Source organism: Gordonia sp. i37 (genome assembly GCF_002043085.1).
Lineage (GTDB): Bacteria > Actinomycetota > Actinomycetes > Mycobacteriales > Mycobacteriaceae > Gordonia > Gordonia polyisoprenivorans.
The window spans coordinates 1-281 of the sequence record NZ_MVPX01000721.1; the positions used below are offsets into that span (position 1 = coordinate 1).

Here is a 281-nt window from a genome sequence, read left to right on the forward strand (position 1 = left end):
GAATTCTCCGACCGCCATCTGGCCCGCGAGTACGGGTTCGGGTCGATCACCGACGCCATGATCGGCCTACTCCGTGTGTCGGAACCGTGGCGGCGGTGGAAACAACTGAAAGCGACCGCCACCTTCCACACCTTCACCGGCGAGGTCGCCGCCCCCAAATATCCGGCACTGGCCGAGGCGATGGCCTCCGGTGCGGCCGGCTCGTCGCATGCGGCGGTGGTGATCGACGTCCTCGACCGTATCCCGGCGGCAGTGCCGTTCGACGAGAAAATGTCGGCCGA

Annotated in this window: 1 pseudogene; it reads left to right on the forward strand. The window is 66.5% G+C overall.

Features of this window, described 5'->3' with window-relative positions:
* Positions 1 to 281, forward strand: a pseudogene (locus B1964_RS29820) (HNH endonuclease); the annotation flags it as partial.